This window comes from Gramella sp. AN32 (assembly GCF_023718305.1).
Lineage (GTDB): Bacteria > Bacteroidota > Bacteroidia > Flavobacteriales > Flavobacteriaceae > Christiangramia > Christiangramia antarctica.
In genome coordinates this window covers 1-2,546 of sequence record NZ_QEYO01000041.1, presented here as the reverse complement: position 1 = coordinate 2,546, position 2,546 = coordinate 1, and the positions used below count along the sequence as shown (strand labels likewise).

At 42.1% G+C, this 2,546-nt stretch carries 3 protein-coding genes; all 3 read right to left on the bottom strand.

Going from position 1 to position 2,546, the window contains the following annotated elements; genetic code table 11:
* Window positions 1–1,206 (bottom strand): alkyl sulfatase dimerization domain-containing protein (locus DHD80_RS19745; RefSeq protein WP_251743191.1); only part of this gene is annotated, 1,206 nt, incomplete at its 3' end.
* A 92-nt stretch (window positions 1,207–1,298) separates the two neighbouring features.
* Window positions 1,299–1,925, bottom strand: coding sequence for a class I SAM-dependent methyltransferase (locus DHD80_RS19740; RefSeq protein WP_251743192.1), 627 nt, complete (start codon window positions 1,923–1,925; stop codon window positions 1,299–1,301).
* A gap of 253 nt (window positions 1,926–2,178) precedes the next feature.
* A partial coding sequence (locus tag DHD80_RS19735; RefSeq protein WP_251743190.1) for a hypothetical protein occupies window positions 2,179–2,546 on the bottom strand: 368 nt, incomplete at its 5' end.

Below are 2,546 nucleotides of genomic sequence, written 5' to 3'. Positions count from 1 at the left end.
CGTTTGAAGTAGGTAGTCGGCCAATTGCAGTCCCCATTGATACTTGCCTTCCTCCAATGCCTTGTTCACCTCGTCAAACATCTTCTTCTCGCCCCCGGCCAGTTCAATAATATATTTTGCCTCTTGCAATGCCGCGAGGGGGTAAAGATTGGTAGGGTTTCCATCGAACCAGCCCACATAGTGCAAAAATATCGAACGCACCCCCCACGGAACTGAGCCATAAAACTCCCGCAAGTTCGATTGGTCTTTTAATGAATCTGCCAACTTCACACTGTCAACGGTTTGTTGGAGCGTATACCCCTTGTTCATGGCGTCTATTGTTTGTTCGTAAACGCTTAAAATCGCGGTCGCGTAGTTGTTTAGGCTTTGATGTACAAGCGATTGTCCGGAGACCGGCCTGGTATGGCCAGGAACGAGGTGCCTGGCAGGGAATGTCCCCATTTTTTGTATCGATTCGCCCCATGATTTGACATCCCTGTATTGCGAGCCCCGAATCGCATAAAGGTTGGGAAACGATTTGTAGTAATTATCCCCGGTCCACAATGATCCCAGACTGGGTATCCATACGAAGAGCTGGTCGTTGGTTTCCCCATCGGCGGCATACAGTTCGAAATCGACACCGGCGAGGGATGTGTGAAGGGAGTCCTGGAATATCGTATTTGGCTTGATGTATCCTTTGCCGGCTCTGTCGGTCGAGGTGTTTCCCGGGGCGACACCCCTGTTAATGACATCCTCGGCTGGTAGATCGCGTCCGAATTGCCTGGCGTTTCGCTGCTTTAAAATAGGTTCTACGGGTGAATTTTCCTGTAGCTCGTCCTTAAATCCCGCCCGGGCGATTATCTTAACATCTTTGTTGTTCCCAACAAAGGCGGAGGTACCTCCCGTGTGATCCAGGTGGCCATGGGTATAAATGACTGCCTTTACAGGTTTATCGGTAATTTTTCGAAACTCTTCCGCTACCGTTTCGGCCGCACCCAGAGCCCTGAGCGCATCTATAATTATTACTCCGTTTTCACCTATGACCATTGAGGTGTTCGAACCGTCGTATCCCACCGCCACGTAAACATGCTCGTTCACTTGGATGATCTCCTTTATAAACTCACTATTGCGTGCCTTTAAAATACGCGTGGCTTCCGTTTCCTGGGCATTGGCCGGGAAAGTAAATACAAGCAATGCCAGTAGTAGCGTGTAAAATTGTGTTTTCATTTTATTTGTTTTAAGTTTCATCGTATTAATGTTCTCTCGATTTTAAATCTCCACGAATCTGTCTAGATATAAAGTGCCTAGATTATAGACAGTTATTTAAGGGTGGTAATTAATACGACTTTGCCACCAAACTTGGATTTCAGTTGATACTTCTTATTTTCACCAATCGTTTTTAAAAATTTCCGGGTATCTGCCATATCCGCATTATCAACATAAATAATCGTATCGGAATGAAAATTAGGTTCAAGCATTTGGAATAGGGACAAATACAAATCTTTCCAACCATCCAACAGCAATAAATCTATGGGTCTGTTATGATTTTTCAGCGTGTGCATTGCATTGCCAGTTCTAACTTCAATAAGTTCGCTCGCACCAGCCTTTTTAAAATTTTCAATGGCTTTTATGGCTTTGGATGCAATCAATTCCGTGGTGATAATGCTACCTCCTGTTTCCATAGCCCCTTGAGCCAAAAATAGGGTTGATATTCCAAATGAAGTTCCAAACTCAACAATGTTCTTAATGTTGTTTTCCTTGATAAGCCGCTTCAAACCTTCTCCCTGTTCTTTCGAAACCGAAAGATATGCATCTTTAAAATCCATCGGTTGCATGGGTCTAAATACGCTTTTAGCCAAACCCTTTACCATATTATATCGGTCGTTTTTCGAATCGTTATAGAGCTCGGTTAGAGTTGTTCTTATTTGTTGTTGTATGGTATTCATCACATTTTTCGTTTTATTGGATTAATGTCATAGATGCTTAAGCATTCTAAAGCGAATCTGCCCCTGGGTCACCCGGGAAGAAGCATCGACATAATTTTCCAATTTGTCTGCCAAAACAGGTGCAGGTACTATATCTCCAAGTACGATATTATCTTCTGTCTCAACAATAGTTATTGTATATAGGTCCGCATCAAAATCAATTGTGTGGTATCGTAATCATAAGATTCGCTAAGAGTCTCAAATAATTTGAAAATTATTCAGCCATTTTCAAATGATCGATAATTCCACTTTTAAAAACTGTTTTTAACGGTCTTTCAGGTTTGTTTTCATATCCAACTATAATCGAACTGTGCATTAGCATTTTTTCGAAATCAAAAACAAGGGTTAAATAGTCCTTTTTCTCTGTTTCGTGCCAATTGATTAAATAAAGTTCGTTACCAATTTTACGGGAACGGTAAGGAATATCCGTGTTTCCGTTTACTGTTGCAGGCCCAGCAACCCATTCATATTTGGCTTTGCCATTGTAGAACTCCATGTGTAAGGCAGTACCATCTTGATATTGGAAATTCAATGAATAACCATCCAGGAAATGTTCAGGCTGTCCAAACTGAAACTTATTTT